The following is a 17,971-nucleotide window of genomic DNA, read 5'->3' as shown; positions in this document are numbered from 1 at the left end:
GATCACCGTGGACCGAATGATTCCCGCACGTCAGCTCGAGACCCGGGCGGCGGCGCCCGCGTCGACGGGAAGCACGGTGCCGGTGATGTGGGCGCTGGCCTCCGCGGCGAAGAACAGGACCGCGCGAGTGACCTCCTCGGGTTCGAGGAAGGCGATCGGCTGCGCGTGCAGCATCGCCATCACCGGCTCCACATCCGCGCGCGTGGGTGCGTCCAGGTCTGGCCGCACCACCGAGTACAGCGCGTCGTTGTGCACCATCGGCGTCGAGATATTGCCCGGCGCAATGGCGTTCACCGTGATCCCGTGAGCGGCGAGATCGAGCGCCACGCTCTTGGTCATGCCGATGACGCCCCATTTGGACGCGCCGTACGCGGCCTGACCCTGTGCCGCGCTCCGACCGAGCATCGAGGAGATGGTGATGATGCGCCCGTAGCCGCGCGCGATCATTCCGGGCGCTACCGCGGCGAGCGTGTTGTACACACCGGTCAGGTTGCTGCCGATGACCTCCTCCCAGACGGCCGCGGACGCCTCGGTGATCGGCGACGTGCCGGAGACGCCTGCGTTGGCGACTGCGACGTCGACGCGGCCCAGCTCGTTCTCGGCGCGTGCGACCAGCGCCTCCATCGCCGCGCGATCGGCGGTGTCCGCCTTCACCGCGATGCATCGCCGCCCGGTGGCCTCCACCAGTCGGACCGTCTCGGCGAGATCCTCCTCGGTGCCCATCGGGTAGGCGATCGCGGGGCTGTCCGCACACCGATCGCAGACGACGACGTCCGCGCCCCGTTCGGCGAACGCGATCGCGTGCGCACGTCCCTGACCGCGTGCGGCTCCGGTCACCAATGCCACGCGATTGCTGAAGTCGTCCATGCCGTCTCCTTGCCGCCGGACGTGCGTCCGGATCGTCGATCGAAACTCGTCTGTCCAGAGGACACACCACATCTATCAGTCGCGGCGAGTCCGTGCGCCCACTGAGCGGGATCGCGTCCCGCGACAGTGCCTTCGGCCGCACCGCCGGTGCGGCTTGCCCCGCGCGGCTCTTGGTGAAGGTTAAGAGACAGCGCCTATCCTCACTCCCGATGAGTACTTCACACAGGGTGACCGCGCGCGGGTACGCGGTCATCGCCGCCGTCGCGGGTCTGGTCGCCCTCGTAGCTGCCATCGCCACACCGTTCCTGCCGGTCACCGAGCGGACATCGTCGTTCGACTGGCCGCGGGGCCAGAGCATCTCCGCCGACAATGCGTCGGTCACGGCGCCCCTGGCGACGCAGACCGCCCGGCGGCTCGACGTCACGGTGAATTGCCGGGTGCTCCGGGAGGCGGGGGCGGAGGGCTCCACCGCGGTCGTCGTGTCGACGGTTCCCGCCTCGGCGCCGCGCGACATCCGCGACACCGCCCTCGTGGTCACGTCCGGTCCTTCCGGTGCGACGGTCAACGTGCGCGGATCGGCGTTGACGAGCATCGACCGCGCGGGCCTGAACAACTGTTCGCAGCTGCGCTTCTGGGCGTCGGAGGACTCCTTGGGAGCTCAGTTCGTCGGCGCCGGCGCACCGGTGCACGGTGATCCCGCCACCCGGCCGGCGGTCGCCGGAGTCTTCACCGATCTGTCCGGGGACGCCGTGCGACGGGCACAGCAGGGCCTGACCGTGCACGTCGACGTCGACAACGCCTTCGACGTCGCCCGAACCGCGCTCAAGACCGCGGTCATCGTCATCGGTGTTCTGGCCGCCCTGGTGGCGCTGTTCGCGTTGAGCCGCCTCGACGCCGTGTCGCGCTTCCGGGCGCCGACCGCCGGGCGCCGACCGCTCCGCAGGCTCGTCGCACCGAGCGTCACCGATCTCACCGTCACCGCCGCCCTGCTGATCTGGCACGTCCTCGGAGCGGGCACCGCCGACGACGGCTACGTGATGGTGATGGGCCGCAACGCGACCGACGCCGGGTATCTGTCCGACTACTATCGCTACTTCGGTGTCCCCGAGGCGCCGTTCGACTGGTACTACTCCTTCCTCTCCCACTGGGCCACGGTGAGTTCCGCGGGCGTCTGGATGCGTCTGCCGGGCCTGGTGGCCGGGCTGGTGTCGTGGTTCATCCTCAGCCGCGTCCTGCTACCCCGTCTGGGCGCCGCCATCCGATCCTCACGGTGGGCGGTGTTCAGCGCCGCCGCGGTGTTCGTCGCGTTCTGGATCGCCTTCTGCAGCGGCCTGCGGCCGGAGCCGATCATCGTCGCAGGATCGCTCGCGACCTGGTGGCTGGTCGAGACGTCGATCGCGACACGCAGGCTGCTGCCCGCGGCGCTCGCGACGTTCGTCGCGTTGCTGACACTCGCCACCGGACCGCAGGGCGTCATCGCCGTCGCCGTTCTGATCGTCGGCTCCCGGCCGATGCTGCGAGTGGTCCGGACACTGCGCGGGCAGTACGGTCTGCTGCCGCTGTTCGCGCCCGTCGCCGCGGCCGTCTCCCTCATCTGCTTCCTGGTCTTCCGCACCCAGACCTTGGGCGCGGTCGTCGAGGCGATCCGGGTCCGGTACGTCGTCGGCCCGACGCTGTCCTGGTACCAGGAGTTGATGCGGTACTACTTCCTCACGCTGGGGACCCCGGACGGTGCCCTCGCCCGTCGTGTACCGGTGCTGCTCCTGCTCGCCACACTGGGGTTGACGACCGCGGTCATGATGCGGCGCGGCCGCCTGCCGGGCTTCGCACGCGGCCCGGTGTGGCGACTGATCGGCAGCGTCCTCCTCACGATGGGTCTGCTCTCGTTCGTGCCCATGAAGTGGACCGTCCAGTTCGGGATCTTCGCCGGGTTGGCCGCCGCCTGTGCCGCCGTCGCCACCGCGGCGATGATCCGGGTGTCGGCGCATGCGCCGCGCACCCTCTGGACGTACGTCACCGTGCTGGTCGGCGCGTGTGCCGTCGCGACGGCCGGCGACAACGCCTGGGGATGGTCGTACGACTACGGCATCCCGTGGTTCGACAAGGCTCCCGTCCTCGCCGGACGACCGGTGTCGACGCTGTTCCTCGTGCTGACCGCGCTCTCGTTCCTCATGCTGGTCTGGGTCAGCGTGCGGCCGCACACCGCACGTCCCCCGTCGGCCGCAGCGGTCCGCCGGCGCCGCATCGTATCGGCGGTGCCGGTCCTGCTGATCGCCGCAGCGCTGGTGCTCGCCGAGTTCGCACTCTTCGGCAAGGCTGCGCTGAGCCGCTCGGACACCTATACGGCGTTCAGCGCCAACGCGCGCGCCCTGACCGGGAGCGCCTGCGGGATGGCCGACCGCGTGCTCGTCGAGAAGGATCCGAACGTCGGGATGCTGCAGCCGGTCGGGGCCGTCGACGCGTCGCGGGCGCTCGCCGGGGAGTCGACGGGGTTCTCCCCCGACGGCGTCGCCGACGATCTGACACCCGATCCGGTCCGGCTCGGCGCCGGCACCCTCCGCACCGCGACGCCCGGCCACTCGTACTCCGGCGACGGCGCTCCAGCGGGTACCACCGGGGGTACCGGTCCGGAGACCGCGAACGGCGGCACCGTGGCACTGCCCTTCGGTCTCGATCCGGCCACCACTCCGGTGCTCGGCAGCTACGGCTTCGACAACGGCCGGGCGGAACTGACCACCGACTGGTACCGGCTCCCCGACCGGACTACGTCTCCGCTGATCGTCATCACCACGGCGGGTTCGGTCTTCTCCGTGGGACAGGACGGGGCCGTGACCGCCGGCCGCGATCTGCATGTCGAGTTCGGCGTCGACACCGACGGGGAGTTCACCCCGGTGGGTGCGCCGTTCGTTCCCATCGATCCGGGTCCCGACCACCCCAACCGGCCGTGGCGCAACCTGCGGATCCCGATGGCCGCGATCCCGCCGTCGGCGACCGCGATGCGGATCGTCGCCGTCGACTCGAACCTGAGTCCCGACGAGTGGCTGGCGATCACCCCGCCGCGTGCCCCGCGGCTGCAGACCCTGCAGAACGTCGTCGGCAGCCGGGAACCGGTGCTGTTGGACCTGTCGGTCGGCAGTCAGTTCCCCTGCCAGCAGCCGGTGACCGCGCGCGACGGGGTGTACGACGTTCCCCGATGGCGCATCACACCCGACCGGACCACGACCTATTCGACGTCGAAGAGCTGGCAGGCCGCGTCCTCCGGCGGAATCCTGTCGGTGTCGGAGTCGCTGACCAGGCCGTCGACGATGGCCACCTACCTGGAGAACGACTGGTACCGAGACTGGGGCAACCTCGTGAGACTCGAACCGCTCGTGCCGGATGCACCGGCCGCTGCGTTGACCACCGCGACAGTCCGGCAGGCCGGCTGGCGCAATCCGAGCACAATCGTGGCTGGAGGTACCGATGAGTGATCGGACACCGAGCCCCCGGACGGTCCGCATCGCACGGATCGTCGCCGTCGTGGCCGGCGCCATCGGCATCCTGCTCGCCCTCGCGTCGCCGTTCCTGCCGGTCACGTACGCCAAGACCGAGATCACCTGGCCGCAAGCCACGTCGTCGACGTCGGCGCCGACCGTGGCGAACATCGCGGCGCCCAACGTCTCGTACAACCCCGTGTCGATGGATGCGACCGTGCCCTGCTCGCTGGCATCGCTGTTGCCGGCCGACGGCGGCGTGCTGCTCTCGACCGTGCCGAAATCCGGTGTCGACGCGCGCAAGGTGGGCCTGTTCATCAGCGCCACCCACGACAACCTCCTGGTCACCCAGCGCAACGCCGTGCTGATGACGATCCCGCGCGAGCAGGCGCAGCGCACTCCTGAATGCCGCATCGTCGTGCACGCCGACACCGCCGGCACCCGCGGCGACGTCGAGGGACTGACGGTCCCCGACTCGGCCTTCGACATCCGCGATCCGAACGCGCGGCCGCAGATCATCGGCGTGTACACCGACCTGCCGGCCACCGCCCCCACCGCCGGGCTGAGCTTCCGCTCCACCGTCGACACCCGGTTCAGCACCAGCCCCACCCCGCTCAAACGCACCCTGCTGATCGTCGGCGTGGTCGCGACGATCCTGTCTCTCATCGCACTCGCCGTGCTCGATGCCCGGGACGGGCGACGCCTGCGCCGACTGCTGCCTCGGCGCTGGTGGCGACCGACCGTGCTCGACGGATTCGTCACCGCGGTGCTGCTGATCTGGCTGATGATCGGCGGCAACACCGCCGACGACGGCTATCAGGTGACGGTCGGGCGCGTGGCGCCCGGCGCGGGTTACCTCGACAACTATTACCGGTACTTCGGTGTCCCCCAGGACCCGTTCGGCTGGCATTACCAGTACCTGGCCAAATGGATGGAGGTCAGCACCGCGATCCCGTGGCTGCGCCTGCTGCCGTTCCTGTTCGCGATCGTCGGATGGTTCCTGATCAGCCGCGTGGCGATCCCGCGACTGGGTCGGACGATCGCCGGTTCCGGTGTCGCACGCTGGGCCGCGGCCCTGGCCTTCCTCGCCGTGTGGCTGCCGTTCAACAACGGCCTGCGCGTGGAACCGGTGATCACCGTCGGCATCCTGCTGACCTGGGTGCTCGTCGAACGCGCGATCGCCACCGGCCGACTGCTCCCCTTCGGTCTCGCGATCGTTTCGGCCGCCTTCACCCTGACCATCCACCCGGTGGGCGCGGTCGCGGCGGTCGCGCTGCTGGCCGGGCTCCGGCCGATGCTCAAGCGGGTGCTGTACCGGCGGCGTCGCGACGGGCTGGCGCCGATGCTGGTGCCCCTTGTGGCGGCGGGTCTGGCCGTCCTGTACGAGATCTTCGCCGACCAGCCGCTCGCCACGATCGTCGAGGGCGTGCAGGCTCAGGGCATCGTGGGTCCGACCAATCACTGGTGGACCGAGGCGATGCGGTACTACATCCTGCTCAATCCGACACCCGACGGCTCCATCGCGCGCCGGGTCGGGATCTTCGTGACGATCCTGTCGGTGCTGCTCGTCGTCCTCGTCCTCGTCCGCAAGCACAGCGTGCCGGGTGTGGCGACCGCGGCCCTGTGGCGGCTCGTGGCCGTCACCGGCGGCGCCGTGGCGGTGCTGGCCTTCGTCCCGACCAAGGCGACCCACCAGATGGGCATCTTCGCCTGCCTGGCCGGGCCGCTGGCCGCGGCCGCGACCGCCTTCCTGAAACCGAGTGTGCTTCGGCGCCCATGCAACCGGACGTTCTTCGCCGCGGCGTCGGCGTACGCGCTCGCGGTGGCCTTCGCCGGCCGCAACCAGTGGTGGTATGTGGGCAGCTACGGCATCCCGTGGTCGGACGACACGCCGCATATCGCCGGCATCGGTTTCTTCTGGCCGATCTTCGCCGTCGCCGTACTGCTGACGGCCGTCGGACTGTGGCAGTACTACCGGGACGACGGCCGAGCACAGTTCGCCGACGCCGCGGAACCCTTCCGGCGCCCGGAGCCGAGCCGTATGGCCGACCTGCCGATGTACTCCCTCGTGATCGTCTCCGCGGTGATCCTGGCCTTCAACATGATCTCGTTCGGCAAAGCGGCCAGGACGCAATCGGATTCGTGGACCTGGGCGAGTTCCAACATCGCGTCCCTGCAGGGGCGCCCGTGCGCACTCGCCGACGCCGTGCTGGTGGAGGCCGATCCGAACACGGGTCTTCTCGCGCCGGCGCAGTTGGCCGGCCAGCGGCCCGCGAGCGCCGGCCAGGCCCTCGCGGGCGGAGCGACGCCCCCGGCCGGGTTCTCATCCGACGGCGTGCCGACGCACTTGGAGACCGACGACAGCGACACGTCCAGCAGTGACACCGACGCTCATCCCGCCCAAGCGGTCGACCAGGATCAGACCGGGCAGTCGACCACCGGTGATTCGACGACCGCCGACACCACCTCCGACACCAGTGGCGGCACCACGGTCAGCCGTGGTGTCAACGGTTCGTCGGTGAAGCTGCCCTTCGGTCTCGACCCGCAGCGGGTGCCGGTGCTCGGGAGCTTCGGTGCGCCCGCCGGGACCGGCCGCCTGACCTCGGACTGGTACCAGCTGCCCGAACGCTCCGACGATCGGCCTCTGATCACCCTGTCGGCCGCGGGTGCGGTGGAGTCGATCGACGAACTGGCGGTCCGGCATCCGGGCCAGCAACTGCGGCTCGAAGCCGGACGGGTGCAGCCGGACGGCACCGTTGCAACCGTCGCGTCCCTGACACCGTACGACGCAGGCGGCGCACCGCAGTGGCGCAACCTGCGGTTCCCGATGGCCGAGATTCCTCCCGGCGCGTCCGTCGTCCGGATCGTCGCCGAGGACACCTCGCCGGGCTACGATGCCTGGCTGGCCGTCACGCCACCGCGTGCCACACGACTGCAGACGCTCAATTCGCTCGTCGGCAGCGATGATCCGGTACTGCTCGACTGGGAAGTCGCGTTCGCGTTCCCCTGCCAGCGCCCGGCCGGCGTGGTGCACGGCATCCTCGAGACGCCGAAGTGGCGCATCACCCCCGATGCGGTCGGTGAACGGGTGAACTCGGCGCAGTGGATGGCCGGCGACTACGGCGGCTCGCTGGGCATCACCGAGAACGAGCTGCGACAGACGGAGGTCCCGGCCTACCTCGAGAACGACTGGGGCCGTGACTGGGGTTCACTGCAGCGGTTCACCCCGCTCCTGCCGCAGCACGACGCCGAACTCACCGTCACCCACGAGGACCACACCGGTCTCTGGACTCCCGGGCCGATGCGGGTGATCCGCAACTGAATCGGGACAGTCGAAGGCACCCCGGTAGCCTGGGACGGTGATCACACCTGCCTCTCCCTTGGATTTCGCACGCGGCCCCGCCTGGGCCAACCGCATCGCCCTGGCTCCGCTGACGAATCTGCAGAGCAATGCCGACGGCACTCTCTCGGACGACGAGTACCACTGGCTCGTGAGGAGAGCCGAGGGCGGCTTCGGCATGGTGATGACATGCGCGGCATGGGTGTCCGGCCGGGGGCACTCGTTCTCCGGACAGCTCGGCGTCGCCGGCCCCGAGCACCTCGACGGACTGACCCGGCTGGCGCACGGGCTGCGCGCGGCGGGAGCGGTCTCATCGATCCAGTTGCAGCACGGAGGGCGACGCGGCGACGGACAGTTCGACCCCGTCCGGGTGGCGCCGTGGAACGATGCCGCCAAGCAGGCGGTGGAACTGAGCACCGCCGAGGTGGAGGCGATCGTGGAGGAGTTCGCCGAAGCCGCAGTCCTCGCCTCCGAGGCCGGTTTCGACGGGGCCGAGATCCACGGGGCCCACGGCTACCTGCTCTGCCAGTTCCTCGACGCGCGCAGTAATCACCGCGCCGACAAGTACGGCGGCAGCGCCGACAACCGATTCCGCATCATCCACGAGGTGGTCGATGCGGTCCGTCGCGCCACCGGACCGGATTTTCAGCTGGGCCTGCGACTCTCGCCCGAGCGTTACGGCGTTCCGCTCGCCGAGTCGCGCGAGCTGGCGGCTCAGGTTCTCGCCTCGGGACGGCTCGACTACCTCGACATGTCGATGTGGGACGCGTTCAAACACCCGGCCGAGGAGGAGCACCGCGACCGCACTCTGCTCGAACACTTCACCGATCTGCCGCGCGGGGGCACCCGTCTCGGCGTCGCCGGGAAGATCCTGACCGGTGCTCAAGTGCGCGAGAGCCTCGACGCCGGCGCCGACTTCGTCTTGATCGGGACCGCCGGGATCCTGCACCACGATTTCGCAGCCAGAGTGGTCGCCGACCCCGCGTTCACGTCGACGCCGCAGCCCGTGTCTGCCGATCACATGCGCGCCGAGTCCGTCGGTCCGGCGTTTCTCGAGTACCTGTCGACGAACTGGGACGACTTCGTGCTCTCCTCCTGAGGCCGGCGTCCCGCGGTTCCGGCCACACGCGCCGGTCGCCCGTCCGAATGGTCGGCTCTGAACGGTGTGTCACACTGGGGGCACAGGTGACTGCAGACGGGGGTATGCGTGCTGGGAATCGTGCTGTTGATCGTCGGCGGCGTCGGTCTGGTGTTGACGTTGCTGTCCGTCCTCGGTGTGGATGCCGGCGGCGTGGACGTTCACCTCGGCGACTCCGGCGCCGGACTGCTGTCCATTGTCACCCCGTTCGCCACTGGGTTCGGCCTGCTCGCGGGCGGGCTCCTGACGTTCACCGAGACGGCGACCTGGCCGGCACTGCTGGTCGGTGCGCTCGCCGGCGTGGTGCTCTCGGTCGCGGCCGTCGTCGTTCTGGGGTACCTCGTCGGCGCCGAAGCCGAACTGCCGAACGTCGACCTCATCGGTTCGGCGGTACGCATCGTGGAACCCGTCACTCCCGGCCGCTTCGGGATCGGTGAGGTACGGACGCCGCTCGGCACCCGCCAGGTGACGGTCACCTCCGACGCCCCGCTCGAACACAACGATGAGGCCGTGATCGTGGACCGCATCGACGGCGGCGACAACTACGTCGTCGCCCGCATCTCCCTCACCGACTGATCCCCACCCGGTTCCCTGCGGAACCGGGGCAACGAAAGGAACCCGCAAGATGGGAGCCGTCATCGGCGCCGTAGTGGCCATCGTGGTGCTACTCGTCCTCATCGTCCTGCTCGTGCTGTCGCGCTACCGCGTGCCGGGAGCGGAAGAGGCGTTCATCGTCACCGGCACCGGCAAGGGGCACGAGGGCAAGGTGTATCGCGGAACCGGAACATTCGTGCTTCCGGTGGTGCAGCGCGCGACCCGGGTGCAGTTGTCATCGGTCAAGGCCGATCTGGACACCTCGACCCCGGCCAACGACGGCATCGAGCTGAAGGTTCGAGGCGTCGCGGTCGTCAAGGTCGGCGACACGCCGGAAGCCATCCTCAAGGCGGGTCCGCGTTTCGGCGACGACCTCAACCGGGTCAAGGCCCTCGTCACCGAGCAGCTCTCCGGTGAGCTGCGGTCGATCGTCGGCACAATGACCGCCAAGAGCATCCTCGTCGATCGGCAGCAACTCGTCGACCAGGTCGCGCGCTCGATCAAGGAGATCCTCGGCAACCAGGGATTGATCCTCGACAGCTTCTCGATCAACGACGTCCAGGACTCGGACGGCCAGTACTTCTCCGACCTCGCCGCCAAGGAGCGATCGGATCAGGCCGCGATCGCAGCACGGTCGCGCGCCGTGGCCCACCGCGTGGCCGAACAGAGCCGCATCGAGAACGAGCAGGCGATCATCGAGCAGCAGCGCGAGCTCGACATCGAGCGGGAAGCCGCCCGCCAGGCCACCGACCGTGCGGCGGCCGAGGCCGACGCGGTCCGCCCGCTGGTCGAGGCCGAACGCCGGCGCATTCAGGTGGAGAAGGACAACGAGGTCGCCGAGCAGACCGCCCGACTGCGCGACACACAGCTCGACGCCGAGGTGCGCCGCCCCGCCGAAGCCGAGCTGTATGCGGCGCAACAGCGGGCCGAGGCCCGTAAAGCCGAGATCATCGCCGAGGCGGCGGCCAAGGCCGAGGGTATCCGGATCACCGGCGAGGCCGAGGCCGACGCCCTGGAGAAGCGCGCCGAGGCGCTCGGCAAGCTCGACGAGGTCGGCCAGCTGGAACTGGTGCTGAGCAAGCTCCCCGACATCGTCCGCGCGGCCTCGGCACCGCTGGCCGATGCGAACATCACACTGGTCGGCGACTCGGTGAGCCCGGTCGCCAAGGGCGCGGGATCGAGCCTGGTGAGCACCATGGAGCTGATCCGCGGCGCCACCGGTATCGACGTCGCGCAGATGCTGTCCGACCTCGGGACCAGTGATACCGACGGAAGCGGGCGCGCCGCGCCGGCGGAGCCTCCCCAGGATCACTGACGGTGGATCACTGACGGGCCACCGGGCCGGGGCAGCGCTGCCCCGGCCCGGTGGTCTATTCGCCCCGCAGGAACTGCAGGATGTCCGGGGTCACCGGATCGACGAGATCGGCCACCTCCTCATGCTTGCTCACATACTTGGCCACGAGCGGACAGACGGCCACCACCCGCCGGCCCGCGGCCCGGGTGTCGTCGAGCGCCTCACGGACCAGGACGGAGCTGAGACCGCGACCGGAGAACCGGTCGTCGAGTTCGGTGTGTGGAAAGATCCGCTGGTCTCCACGGTCGATGAATCGGGTGAATCCGGCGGTCTCACCGTTCACCAGGATCTCGTAACGGCCCAGCGCGTCGTTCCGGACCACCTCCGTGCGTTCTGCGTCGGTGTGTCCTGCGTCGGTCATCGCCCGTCCCCTCTCGTCATGGTCGAGTCCGCCTGCGCGGCTTCAGCCGAGTGTTCGGCAGCGGCGGCGCTGGGATCCATTCGTCGGCTCCCCAGCCGCCCACTGTTCCGAAACGTTCCGACCGCCGCTGCCATTCCTCGCGGTACTCGGCGATCTCGTCGTGGTCGCGGCCGACGAAGTTCCACCACATGACGATGTCCTCGGCGAAGGGCTCGCCGCCGAGCAGCACCGCGCGTGCCGGTCGGTCCGTGGGATTGTGCACTTCGAGCCGGCTGGACCCCGGGCCCACATAGGCGAGCGAAGCGCGCCCGATCCGGACTCCGCCGACCTCCGCGGCGGCCGTGTCGAGCAGAACACCGTGCTCGAAGGACTCGTCGACCTCCAAGACCGCACACGCGCCCGGGTCGATCGACAGTTCCGCGCCGAGCAGCGGTGTTGCCGTGACGATCTCCGCCGACGATCCGCCCGAGTCGCCCACGAATACCTTCATGCTGCCGACCACGGCTCCCGACGCATCGGTCAGGTCCACCGAGGGTGCACGATAGTGCTGAAAGCCGTTCTCCCCGTGGCGGGCGCCGTCAGGCAGCGCGACCCACAGCTGCACCCCGTGCAGCGTCTCCACCCGGCGTGTGGAAACCTCGGAGTGACTGATCCCGCGGCCGGCGGACATCAGGTTCATCTCCCCCGGCAGCACCATCGCGTGCACCCCCGCGCTGTCGCGGTGCTCGATCTCTCCTTCGAACAGCCAGCTCACGGTCTGCAGTCCGGTGTGCGGATGCGGCAGCACCCGCATCCCGCCCGACTGCGAGACCGGTTCGGGACCGTAATGGTCGGCGAAGCACCAGGCGCCGATCATCGATCGATCACGTGTCGGCAACGTCCGGTTCACCTTCATCGCCCGGATGCCGCCGAGCGGCACCAGGCGAGGTTCGATCACTTCCACACCGGCCGCGGGCGTCGCACCGCACTCCACCTCGGCGGGCTGTGCCTCCATGTTGCTCATCGATCAACCCCTCAATCTGAATCTGAGCGCTGCGATCAGGTCGTCGAGCGCGGCGTCGATCACATCGATCCGCGATCCCGGATCGGGGCTCTCCAGCACGCTCTGCCGGTCGGCCGGTCCGAGTGGAAGATCCGAGGCGGCGCGAAACGTCTCCGTGACCGGGTCGCCGTCGCCGTAGTCGACCGGCGCGGCGAGTTGCGAGGCGATCCACCGCAACTGCGGATCCTTCCGGCCGCCCTGCCCGCAGAGCAGTTGCAGCTGAGCCCGCTTCTCCAGGACGTCCGACCACTCGACGGGGCCGGTGTCCGGCTCGGGGAGATCCTCGACCAGAGCACGCGGATACGGATCGTCGGGCAGCCACTCGGTCACCCGGATGCGCGAGGTTCCGCTGCAGAGCAAGGAGTAGCGGCCCGGTCCCGCGTCGGTGAGGCGGTCGATCCTCGCCACGGTGCCCACCATCGAACGCACGTCGCCGCCGCCGACTTCCGAGCCGCGCTCGATCAACACGACACCGAACTCGCCGCCGTTCTTCTCCACCACGGGAAGCATTGCCGCATAACGGGGTTCGAAGATCCGGAGAGGCAGCTGCTCCCCTGGCAGGAGCACAGCGCCCAGCGGAAACATCGGCATCTCCCTCACGCCGATCACCCTACCCGCGGTCGGTCAGACCCACCCTGATTCGAATGGTTGTCGGCCTTCCCGTGCGAACAGCACACTGTCAACGTGCTCGCGCCGATGTACTCACCCCGCCGATGTCGCTGATCGGTCCCGCCTGATCCGCTCCGCCCGATCCGGCGGCGCCGATCGCCGGCCCAGTCCTGCTTCACCGAACTCTCGTCACCAACCTCACCGGAGGTCTATTCGTCATGTCCACCAACAGTTCCGACCGTCGTCTCGAGACCGCGTATCAGCCGCTCCAGTTCGCGTACTGGGTGCCGAACGTCAGCGGCGGTCTGGTCGTCTCCCGTATCGAACAGCGCACCGACTGGGGGTACGACTACAACCGCACTCTCGCCCGGCTCGCCGAGAACAACGGCTTCGATTACGCACTGAGCCAGGTCCGCTACACGGCCTCGTACGGTGCCGCGTACCAGCACGAGTCGACCAGTTTCTCGCTCGCTCTGCTGCTCGCCACCGAGCGGCTCAAAGTCATCGCCGCGGTCCATCCCGGGCTCTGGCACCCGGGCGTCCTCGCCAAGTTCCTCGCCACCGCCGACCATCTGTCCGGGGGCCGCGCCGCGGTCAACGTCGTGAGCGGCTGGTTCAAGGACGAGTTCACCAAGCTCGGCGAGCCGTGGCTCGAGCACGACGAACGCTACCGCCGCGCCGAGGAGTTCATCACCTACCTACGGCGGATCTGGACCGACGACCACGCCGACCTCGCGGGCGACTTCTATCGTCTCCATGATTTCGATCTGAAGCCGAAGCCGCTCGACCTGCCCGGACGCCCGCATCCGGAGATCTTCCAAGGCGGCAACTCGACCGCGGCTCGAGCGATGGCCGGTCGGGTCTCGGACTGGTACTTCAGCAACGGTAGAGACTTCGACGGTATCAGCGAGCAGGTCAGCGACGTGCTCACCGAAGCGGCACTGCACGACCGCACGGTCAAGTTCGGCCTCAACGGCTTCCTCATCGGACGCGACACGGAGAGCGAGGCCCGCGACGTGCTCCGAGAGATCGTCGACAAGGCGGACCGCGAGGCGGTAGAGGGATTCGGATCCGCGGTCAAGCAGGCCGGCTCGTCCACCTCGGACGGCAAGGGCATGTGGCAGGACTCGGAGTTCGCCGACCTCGTCCAGTACAACGACGGTTTCCGCACCGGACTGATCGGCACACCCGAACAGATCGCCGAGCGCATCGTCGCCTACAAGACCCGCGGCGTGAATCTGCTGCTCCTGGGCTTTCTACACTACCACGAGGACGTCGTCTACTTCGGCGAGAAGATCCTGCCGATCGTTCGCGATCTCGAGAACGACCTCGCCGTCAGCGGCCGCCTCGAATCCGAGCTCGCCCGTCACGGCGTCCTCGCCGCCCGGTGAGCTCCCACCTCCTCATTCCATCCGGATCGAAAGAAGGCAACCCATGACCGTCACCGACCACACCGCACCGCCCGCGTCCGACGACCTGGCCCGGTTCGACGCCGCGCTGCGCCGCGCCGACCTCGTCGCGGCGCAATTGCGGGCCACCGCCGCCGAGCGTGACCGCGCGAACAAGCCGCCGCTGGCCGAGATCGAACTGCTTCGCGAAGCCGACCTGCTGCAGGTCGGTGAGCCGGTGGAGTACGGAGGCTCGGGACTGGACTATTCGCAGTCGCAGCAACTGACCCGACACGTCGCCCGCGGCGACACCTCGATCGCGCACCTGCTCGGTTACCACTACGCACAGCAGCGCATACCGCACCTGTTCGGGACCGCCGATCAGGCCGACGAACTCTCGCGCCGCAACGCACAGTTCAAGCCCTTCTGGGGCGGCGTGCAGAATCCGCGCGGCGCATCCGGTCTGACGCTCACCCGTGACGGGTCCGGTTTCCGGCTCGACGGCCGGCGCACCTTCGCCTCGGGAGCCGGTGTCGCCGACCAGCTGTCGGTGACCGCCGAACTCGACGGCGACCTGGTGTTCCTGTCCATCCCGGCCCGGCGCGAAGGGTTCACACCGCTGAACGACTGGGACAACATCGGCCAGAGACTGACCGACTCCGGCGGAGTGGTCTTCGACGGTGTGCGCATCGAGCGCAGCGAGATCCTCGGCGAGGATCCGCTGACCGGACGCGTGCCGAGCGCATATCAGACTCTCGTGACCCCGCACTGGCAGCTGGCCTTCGTCAACTTCTACATCGGCACCGCCGAAGGTGCACTCGAGGAGGCACTGGACTGGACTCGCCTGCACGCCTCACCGTGGGAGACCTCCGGTCTGGAGAGCGCGACCGACGATCCGTACATCCTCGAGCTGGTCGGCGCGCTGCGCGCCGAGGTCACCGCCGCGGCGCTGCTCGCCGACCACGCGGGTGAGGCGCTGCAGAGCGCACTCGACATCGGCCCGGACCTCACGCCCGACCAGCGTGCCGAAGCCGCGATCGCGATCGCCGAGGCCAAGTACGTCACGACCAAGGTGTCCCTCGACGTGGCTTCGCGGCTGTTCGAGATCCAGGGAGCTCGCGCGACGACGACCTCCTACGGCTTCGATCGGCACTGGCGCAACCTGCGAACGCACACGGTGCACGATCCGGTCGCATACAAGGCCCGCGAGGTCGGCGATTGGACGCTGAACCGCCGCGCCCCGCAGTTCACGCTGTACAGCTGAACCGACCACCGTCCGCCGTCGAACCCAGAGGTCCTCTCCACCATGAGTCCCGTCTCGAGTCGAGCCGCAGAGACCACCGCCGTCACAGCCGATCCAATCGCCACCGTTCTGCCGGGCCTGCTGCCGGAGATCGCGCGCACCGCCTCGGACCGCGACCGCGACCGCGTACTTCCCCGCGCGGAGCTCGATCTCCTGGCGGGGGCGGGATTGCTGGCGGTCACCGTTCCGGTGGAGTACGGCGGACACGGTCTGGGCATCGGGTCGGCGGCGGGGCTCATCGCCGCACTGGCCGCCGTCGACCCGAGCCTGGCGCAGATCCCCCAGAGCCACTTCACCTTCCTCGACGCCCTCGCGCGGCTCGCGCCGCCCGGACTCGCCGAGGAGGTCTTCGGACGGGTCGCCGGCGGTGCGCGCCTGGCCAACGCCCAGAGCGAGCGCGGCGGCGCGACAGCCGTGGACGACGCTACGAGCGTGGTTCGGACAGCGCGCGGACTGCGCCTGTCGGGCAAGAAGTTCTACTGCACCGGTGCGGTCCTCGCCGATCTGCTGGCGGTGCGCGCCCTCGGCCCCGACGGCGGTCGCGTTCTGGTCTATCTGCCGGCCGAGACCGAAGGCGTGTCGATCCTCGACGATTGGGACGCGGTCGGCCAGCGGACCACCGCATCGGGGACGGTCGAGTTCGACGATGTTCCTGTCGAGCCGGAGCAGGTGGTGGCTTTCGACGAGCTGTTCGAGAGACCGAGCACGTATGGCGCTCGCGCGCAGCTGCTGCACGCCGCCGTCGACGCCGGTCTGGCCTCCGGTGCGCTGGCGGCCGGAGCCGAGGCCGCGCAACGCGCTCGTCCCTGGTTCGAGGCCGGCGTGGAGCGCGCGGTCGACGATCCCCTCCTGCTGGCCTCGGCCGGCGAACTCGAACTCACGGTCCGCGCGGCGCGGGCTCTGCTCGACGCCGCGGTCCGGGCCATCGAGACGGCCGAAGTCGCAGGCGAGCCGCCCGAACTCGTCGCAGAGGCGTCGCTGGCCACGGCCGCGGCCAAGGTCGCCGCCGGGCGTGCGGCCCGGCATGCGGGCGAGGCGCTGTTCGACTTCGGCGGCACCAGGGCGGCCGCGGCGGCGTCGAACCTCTCGCGGTACTGGCGCGACGCGCGAACCCACACCCTTCACGATCCCGAGCGATGGAAGCTCGCTCATCTCGGCCGATGGGCGCTCGCGGGCACCCGGCCCCCCGCCCACGGCAACATCTGATCCTCCACAGGAAGAAGACATGGCACAGACCCCCTCCTCGACCACCGTGACGGCCAACCGGTCCGCGATCCCGACAGCTCCGGTCGCGAGTCCGTCAGAGCAGTCGAACACCGAGCGCCCCGCACTGAAGCTCCACTGGTTTCTGCCGACCTACGGCGATTCCCGGTTCATCGTCGGCGGCGGACACGGGCTTCCGGCCGGGGCCGCCCGCGGCGATCGGCCCGCCTCGATCGGCTACCTGAGTTCGATCGCGCGCGCGGCGGAGGACTTCGGATTCACCGCGGCACTCACGCCCACCGGTGCCTGGTGCGAGGACGCCTGGCTCACGACGGCGATGATCGCGCGAGAGTCGGAGCGCCTGGGATTCCTGGTCGCCCTCCGTCCGGGGCTGGTGAGCCCGACTCTTGCCGCACAGATGGCTGCGACCTTCAGCAGGCACGCGCCCGGCAGGCTCCTGCTGAACGTGGTCACCGGCGGCGAGCCCCATGAACAGCGGGCGTTCGGCGACTTCCTCGACAAACCCTCGCGCTACGCCCGCACCGACGAGTTCCTGACCGTGGTCCGCGGACTGTGGCGCGGCGAACGGGTGACGCACCGCGGCAGGCACCTGCAGGTCGACGACGCAGCGCTGCATCGGCTGCCCGCAGAGGAGATCCCGCTCTACTTCGGCGGATCCTCTCCCGAGGCCGGTCCCGTCGCCGCGCGGCACAGTGACGTCTACCTGACCTGGGGCGAGCCGCCAGCGGCGGTGGCGGCGAAGATCGACTGGATCCGCGGCCTCGCCGCGCAGCGGGGCCGAACGGTGCGATTCGGCATTCGGCTGCACGTCATCTCCCGGGACACCGCGGACGAGGCGTGGACCGCGGCAGCCGGCCTGCTCGCAGCGCTCGACGAGGACACCGTTCGCGCCGCCCAGGAGGGCCTGGCACGCAGCGAGTCGGCGGGACAGGCGGCGATGCGCGATCTGCACGCCGCCCACCGCGGTGACGGATCGTGGCGCGATCCGCGGGCTCTGGAAGTGGCCGAGAACCTATGGGCGGGTGTCGGTTTGGTGCGCGGAGGCGCGGGCACCGCGCTAGTGGGCAGTCATGCCGAGGTGGCCGACCGCATCGCCGAGTACGCCGCGCTGGGCATCGATGAGTTCGTCCTGTCGGGTTACCCGCACTTGGAAGAGCTGTACTGGTTCGGGGAAGGCGTGATACCGCAGTTGGTGCTGCGCGGTCTGTTCGCGGTGCCGGGAAACAGTCCCGGACGCGTCGCTGCCGCGCCTTTTCTGACGGCCGCACACTGACGCCG

13 protein-coding genes are annotated in these 17,971 nt (G+C 69.5%); 9 read left to right on the top strand and 4 right to left on the bottom strand.

The window, feature by feature from the left end; translation table 11 throughout:
- Nucleotides 1–30 precede the first annotated feature (30 nt).
- Nucleotides 31–867 (bottom strand): mycofactocin-coupled SDR family oxidoreductase, encoded by an 837-nt coding sequence (locus tag P5P27_RS09655; RefSeq protein WP_045538204.1) that lies wholly within the window; start codon nucleotides 865–867, stop codon nucleotides 31–33.
- A 209-nt stretch (nucleotides 868–1,076) separates the two neighbouring features.
- Here P5P27_RS09655 and P5P27_RS09650 point away from each other — a divergent pair, with 209 nt between their 5' ends.
- From P5P27_RS09650 to P5P27_RS09630, 5 genes are all read left to right on the top strand, one after another.
- Nucleotides 1,077–4,337 (top strand): arabinosyltransferase domain-containing protein, encoded by a 3,261-nt coding sequence (locus tag P5P27_RS09650; RefSeq protein WP_278127356.1) that lies wholly within the window; start codon nucleotides 1,077–1,079, stop codon nucleotides 4,335–4,337.
- The gene (locus P5P27_RS09645) at nucleotides 4,330–7,662 is read left to right on the top strand and encodes an arabinosyltransferase domain-containing protein (RefSeq protein WP_278127355.1); all 3,333 of its coding nucleotides are present in this window, start codon (nucleotides 4,330–4,332) and stop codon (nucleotides 7,660–7,662) included. Before P5P27_RS09650 ends, P5P27_RS09645 begins: the two co-directional genes overlap by 8 nt.
- Before the next feature lie 37 nt (nucleotides 7,663–7,699).
- Nucleotides 7,700–8,779: an NADH:flavin oxidoreductase gene (locus P5P27_RS09640; protein ID WP_006894991.1), complete on the top strand. Its 1,080-nt coding sequence runs from the start codon at nucleotides 7,700–7,702 to the stop codon at nucleotides 8,777–8,779.
- 108 nt (nucleotides 8,780–8,887) lie between these two features.
- Nucleotides 8,888–9,394: a hypothetical protein gene (locus P5P27_RS09635; protein ID WP_006894990.1), complete on the top strand. Its 507-nt coding sequence runs from the start codon at nucleotides 8,888–8,890 to the stop codon at nucleotides 9,392–9,394.
- Nucleotides 9,395–9,443: 49 nt separating this feature from the next.
- Nucleotides 9,444–10,727 carry a flotillin family protein gene (locus tag P5P27_RS09630; protein WP_006894989.1) on the top strand — a complete coding sequence of 428 codons (1,284 nt, stop codon included), beginning with the start codon at nucleotides 9,444–9,446 and terminating at the stop codon, nucleotides 10,725–10,727.
- Between the two features lie 55 nt (nucleotides 10,728–10,782).
- Here the strand turns inward: P5P27_RS09630 and P5P27_RS09625 are convergent, their stop codons facing one another.
- The 3 genes from P5P27_RS09625 to P5P27_RS09615 are packed head-to-tail and all read right to left on the bottom strand — an operon-like array spanning nucleotide 10,783 to nucleotide 12,760.
- Nucleotides 10,783–11,127 (bottom strand): GNAT family N-acetyltransferase, encoded by a 345-nt coding sequence (locus P5P27_RS09625; RefSeq protein WP_006894988.1) that lies wholly within the window; start codon nucleotides 11,125–11,127, stop codon nucleotides 10,783–10,785.
- A gap of 16 nt (nucleotides 11,128–11,143) precedes the next feature.
- Nucleotides 11,144–12,130 (bottom strand): pirin family protein, encoded by a 987-nt coding sequence (locus P5P27_RS09620; protein WP_222111418.1) that lies wholly within the window; start codon nucleotides 12,128–12,130, stop codon nucleotides 11,144–11,146.
- A 3-nt stretch (nucleotides 12,131–12,133) separates the two neighbouring features.
- Nucleotides 12,134–12,760, bottom strand: coding sequence for an LON peptidase substrate-binding domain-containing protein (locus P5P27_RS09615; protein ID WP_039866865.1), 627 nt, complete (start codon nucleotides 12,758–12,760; stop codon nucleotides 12,134–12,136).
- Nucleotides 12,761–12,996: 236 nt separating this feature from the next.
- On the opposite strand from P5P27_RS09615, the gene sfnG reads away from it, so the two are divergent.
- From sfnG to P5P27_RS09595, 4 genes are read left to right on the top strand one after another with little or no spacing between them, the layout of a single operon-like run.
- Nucleotides 12,997–14,169 carry a dimethylsulfone monooxygenase SfnG gene (gene sfnG, locus P5P27_RS09610; RefSeq protein ID WP_006894983.1) on the top strand — a complete coding sequence of 391 codons (1,173 nt, stop codon included), beginning with the start codon at nucleotides 12,997–12,999 and terminating at the stop codon, nucleotides 14,167–14,169.
- A 43-nt stretch (nucleotides 14,170–14,212) separates the two neighbouring features.
- A complete protein-coding gene (locus tag P5P27_RS09605; RefSeq protein WP_278127354.1) occupies nucleotides 14,213–15,430 on the top strand; it encodes an acyl-CoA dehydrogenase family protein in 1,218 nt (405 codons plus the stop codon).
- Nucleotides 15,431–15,472: 42 nt separating this feature from the next.
- On the top strand, nucleotides 15,473–16,675 hold the full coding sequence (locus P5P27_RS09600; protein WP_062367849.1) for an acyl-CoA dehydrogenase family protein: 1,203 nt from the start codon (nucleotides 15,473–15,475) through the stop codon (nucleotides 16,673–16,675).
- A gap of 19 nt (nucleotides 16,676–16,694) precedes the next feature.
- Nucleotides 16,695–17,966, top strand: coding sequence for an LLM class flavin-dependent oxidoreductase (locus tag P5P27_RS09595; protein WP_278127353.1), 1,272 nt, complete (start codon nucleotides 16,695–16,697; stop codon nucleotides 17,964–17,966).
- Nucleotides 17,967–17,971 lie beyond the last annotated feature (5 nt).

Source organism: Gordonia sihwensis, from assembly GCF_029632925.1.
Taxonomy (GTDB): Bacteria; Actinomycetota; Actinomycetes; order Mycobacteriales; family Mycobacteriaceae; genus Gordonia; species Gordonia sihwensis.
The sequence above is the reverse complement of the archived record's forward strand: the minus strand, read 5'-3'. Positions and strand labels throughout refer to the sequence as shown.